This is a genomic window from Desulfobacula sp. (assembly GCF_030611305.1).
Lineage (GTDB): Bacteria > Desulfobacterota > Desulfobacteria > Desulfobacterales > Desulfobacteraceae > Desulfobacula.
Map to the genome: position 1 here is coordinate 1 of NZ_JAUWQB010000156.1, position 3,944 is coordinate 3,944.

Genomic DNA, 3,944 nt, shown 5'->3' on the forward strand with positions numbered 1-3,944 from the left:
AATAAAAAAGGTGATACCGGTTACGACTGCTGAATATCCGACACCGGCCGGAAGACCGCTCAATTCGGTTATGGACTGTTCTATGCTGATAAATAATTTTGGCATCAGCCTCATACAATGGCAAAAGAGTTTAGCAGCCATGCTCAGTCAAAACCCGACACCTATTAACCAAACAACGACAACAACGCAAGCCTGACCCCAGAATGCAAAATCTGCGTCCCAAAACCAGACCCCGGAAACAAAAAAGGATTTGCAGAAATTTAAGTTTATGGGTACACTGTACTTAGCGGTACTTAGCGGGGTCAGACCCCGATATCCCGATATGGACCGTTGAGATAATGAGATGTGGTATGACAAATATAATAATAAAGGGGGGTGGTAACCATGCATGAAAAAGAAATAGAATTGAAATTACAAAAACTTCCTGTAGATTTAAGGAGAGAAGTTTTAGATTATGTGGAGTTCCTGCTAAAGAAGTATAAAGGTACAAAGAGCACGGCAAAGAAATTCCGGTTCGACTGGGAGGGGGAGTTGTCAGAGATGCGAGGGGAATTTACTTCTGTTGAGTTGCAACACAGAACGTTGGAGTGGAGATAATGTTTTTAGCAGACACGAATATATTTTTGGAAATACTTTTGGGGCAGGACAAGAAAGAAGAGTGTAAGAGGTTCCTGATCAACAATATCGGGAATCTCAGCATAACAGATTTTTCTTTGCACTCCATTGGTGTAATTCTCTTCAGATATAATAAAGAAGACATTTTTCAGAAATTTGTTAAAGATGTCATGCCTGATATCAGACTTCTTTCATTGCCGATGGAACTGTACAAAGGTGTTGTAAATGTCAGGAAAAACCTGAATTTGGATTTTGATGATGCCTACCAGTATAACGCGGCTAAATATTATGGCCTGCAAGTGGTTACAATGGATAAAGATTTTGAGAAAATAAAGGATGTTGAAATTTTATTCTTATAAGTTTTGAGAGTTCAGCTATGAACTATAATAAGACCTTTATCATTGCCGAAGCCGGTTTCAACCATAACGGCAGCCTGGAAATGGCGTTTGAACTGCAGGAAAAAAGAATATACCACTGGGGCTGATTATAAAATTGTTGAGTGGAGACGGAGCGGTCTTATTGCTGAATCATTCGTCAAAGTCTTGATACTTTACCCCCCAATAACGACAACAACGCAAGCCTGACCCCGGGAAGCCGGGAAGATCAAATGACAGAGGATAAAGGATATGGCAATTAGTCAGCAAGAAAAAGATAAAATTAAAAAATGTATAGTTGCATGCTTGAAGGATGAACTAGAAATTCAAAAGGTTATTGTTTTTGGTTCCTTTTTGTGGGCGGACAATCCAAACGATATTGATGTCGCCGTCTTGCAAAACAGCAGTGAGTCATATTTGCCACTGGCAATGAAATATCGGAAAAAAATAAGGATTATTTCAAAGGAGCTATCTGTTGATATTATTCCATTACGTTTGGGAGCCTTTCATTGCGTAATGGGTGATGAGATTTCTCGTGGGGAGGTGATTTTTGAAAGATGAAACGAAAAATTGGTTGACCTATGCTACAGAAAATCTACGTTCTGCTGCTATTCTCTTGAAGAGTGATTTGTTTAACCCTTGCCTGCAAAACATCCAGCAATCTATTGAAAAATACCTAAAAGCACTTATGCTGGAAAATAATCAGAAATTTAGAAAAACTCATAGCATAAGTGAATTAAATAGTCTTCTAGAAAAAGACGATATACACATAGGGCTGACAGAAGAAGAATGTGAATTACTGGATACTGTCTACTTGCCATCTAAATATCCATTAGGCAGCGTGTTGCCAGACTTTGAACCTGATTTCAATTTATGCAATGAATGTTTGAAGATTGCTGGGCATGTTGAGCAAAAAGTACAGGCTATTATATCTGCCCAATCCTGTAATAAGAAAGGCTGAAAAAAATAATTCCCAATACTTTATGCCCCAATAACCACAATAAGCGAAGCCTGACCCTAAGCAATGATGACCCCAGGCAAAACCCTTAAAACCCACTTTCTGACCCCAAAAAGCAGGCGCTAAGAGGAAAAACCACTCCAAATTGGAACGATTATCCAATAAAGACAACCCCTTATCGGGGTCAGACCCCGATGAATTAACATGGGATAAGTTTATTTACCCGAGAGGGGCGGTAAGTCAGAAAACCATCAGCGCTTATGTGGAAGCCCTGGAAATTGGTGCGCAGTTTCCTCCCATCAAGATTCAAAGGGTGTTTAATTATACAGATGCCAATGGCAACAAAATAACCATAGCAACCATCATCCTGGACGGGGTCCACCGCTGGTCCGCATTTAAAGAAATGGGAATCAAAGAGATTGCAGCTGTTGAATGGAAAGACACCTCCCTGGATTATGAGGAAAACAAAATAGCGCTTCTTCTTGAATCTGCCCAGAGCAATATCAGCCACGGGGACCGGCTGAGCACAAATGACAAAAAGCGAGTTGCCCGGGACATTGCCCTTTCAGACCCGGAATGCAGTGTAAGGGAAACTGCCCTGGCAGAAAAACTTGGGGTCAGCCAGCAGTCTGTCAACCTGTGGATATCCGATATCCGCGCCCGGCAGCGAACCAGCCGGGACAGCACCATCATCCGCCTTGGCCGCCTGGGATGGACCCAGGATAAAATTTCAGACAAAGTGGGCCTCAGCCGAAACCGCGTCTGTGAAATAGTCGGAAATACCAATATTGGTAATATCGACACTTTGCTCGCCCAGGGCCATGACATGGAATACATAGCTGCCCATTACCAGATGGACCTTGCCCTTACCTGGGCCATAAGATTACATGGAAAAACGGATCAGGAAAAATTCAAAGAGCTTGGCTGGGGCCTTCGCACCTGGGATCAGTGGAATTTTAACGAATGTGATGAACGATTCGGAGACGACTGGCCCGGCCGTATCCCGGCCCAGCTCATTGCCCACACCCTGTTCTATTTTACAAAACCCAACGACCTTGTCCTTGACCCCATGGCCGGCGGCGGCGTAGTCCCTGACACATGCCTCCTCTTTGAACGAAAATGCCAGGCCTTTGATCTTGCGGCCCAAGACAAGCAAGGCAAGCGCCCTGAAATAGAATACCACCACTGGGACCCCAAAAAAGAAACATGGCCCGTCACAAAAAAACCAGACCTGATCTTTTTTGATCCGCCATATTACACCAAGAAAAAAAAGGAATATGAACAAAAAGCAAATGAGGATACCCCCTCCATATCCTCATACACAAAAAAAGACTACAAACAATTTTTTAAAGATTTTTTCACCCTGGCCTATAAAAACGCGAAACCAACAACAACCCTGGCTTTCCTCAATGCTGACTGGCGTGATTTTGAATCCACACCAGCCGCAGAAGAAAAACCTGATAAAGCAATCACAATATTTGACTACCACAGCCTTTTATCAGAAACGGGATGGAAAACAATCCACCGCATAGAATGCCCCCTGTCCTCTGAACGCCTGACCGGGAACCAGGTACAGAAAATGCAGGACAAACGCATCCTCGGCACCATCGGAAGAACCCTGCTGATAGCAAAAAAAAACATCTGAGTAATCTGAGAAAATCTGCGTCCCCGTTGACAAAGCAAAATTGATGGCATATATTGACATCAATAAATGGGCACATAATGATATTATTGGAGATTTTTATGAAGGCAGTTACCATTAGAGGCGTTGAGCCTGAAGTTGCTGAAAAATTAAAAATAATTGCGAGAAAACAAGGCAAGAGTGTTAATTATATTATTCTTGAGCTTATCAAAACAAGTCTTGGATTAAAAAAGGAAAAGAAATTTTCACGCAGATATGATGACCTGGATGACCTGTTTGGCAGATGGAATGATGATGAGTTCAAAAAAATAAATGATTCAATAATCACACAACGCCAAATTGACCAGGAACTCTG

General features: G+C 42.1%; 7 protein-coding genes. All 7 read left to right on the forward strand.

Going from position 1 to position 3,944, the window contains the following annotated elements; genetic code table 11:
* Positions 1–10: 10 nt before the first annotated feature.
* On the forward strand, positions 11–196 hold the full coding sequence (locus tag QAI40_RS17265) for a sugar nucleotide-binding protein (protein ID WP_442875427.1): 186 nt from the start codon (positions 11–13) through the stop codon (positions 194–196).
* Positions 197–384: 188 nt separating this feature from the next.
* The gene (locus QAI40_RS16995; RefSeq protein ID WP_304511921.1) at positions 385–597 is read left to right on the forward strand and encodes a DUF2281 domain-containing protein; all 213 of its coding nucleotides are present in this window, start codon (positions 385–387) and stop codon (positions 595–597) included.
* Complete coding sequence (locus tag QAI40_RS17000) at positions 597–974, forward strand: type II toxin-antitoxin system VapC family toxin (RefSeq protein ID WP_304511922.1); 378 nt, start codon at positions 597–599, stop codon at positions 972–974. The genes QAI40_RS16995 and QAI40_RS17000 overlap by 1 nt, the downstream gene beginning before the upstream one ends.
* A 267-nt stretch (positions 975–1,241) precedes the next feature.
* The gene (locus QAI40_RS17005; RefSeq protein WP_299984047.1) at positions 1,242–1,550 is read left to right on the forward strand and encodes a hypothetical protein; all 309 of its coding nucleotides are present in this window, start codon (positions 1,242–1,244) and stop codon (positions 1,548–1,550) included.
* Positions 1,540–1,950: a HEPN domain-containing protein gene (locus QAI40_RS17010; protein ID WP_299984049.1), complete on the forward strand. Its 411-nt coding sequence runs from the start codon at positions 1,540–1,542 to the stop codon at positions 1,948–1,950. Before QAI40_RS17005 ends, QAI40_RS17010 begins: the two co-directional genes overlap by 11 nt.
* Positions 1,951–2,092: 142 nt before the next feature.
* Complete coding sequence (locus QAI40_RS17015) at positions 2,093–3,592, forward strand: MerR family transcriptional regulator (RefSeq protein WP_304511923.1); 1,500 nt, start codon at positions 2,093–2,095, stop codon at positions 3,590–3,592.
* 98 nt (positions 3,593–3,690) lie between these two features.
* A partial coding sequence (locus QAI40_RS17020; protein ID WP_304511924.1) for an antitoxin VapB family protein occupies positions 3,691–3,944 on the forward strand: 254 nt, incomplete at its 3' end.

Excerpts from the sequence above, each read along its gene's own strand:
- QAI40_RS16995 (WP_304511921.1), top strand. The coding sequence starts at position 385 with ATGCATGAAAAAGAAATAGAATTGAAATTACAAAAACTTCCTGTAGAT.
- QAI40_RS17000 (WP_304511922.1), top strand. The coding sequence starts at position 597 with ATGTTTTTAGCAGACACGAATATATTTTTGGAAATACTTTTGGGGCAG.
- QAI40_RS17005 (WP_299984047.1), top strand. The coding sequence starts at position 1,242 with ATGGCAATTAGTCAGCAAGAAAAAGATAAAATTAAAAAATGTATAGTT.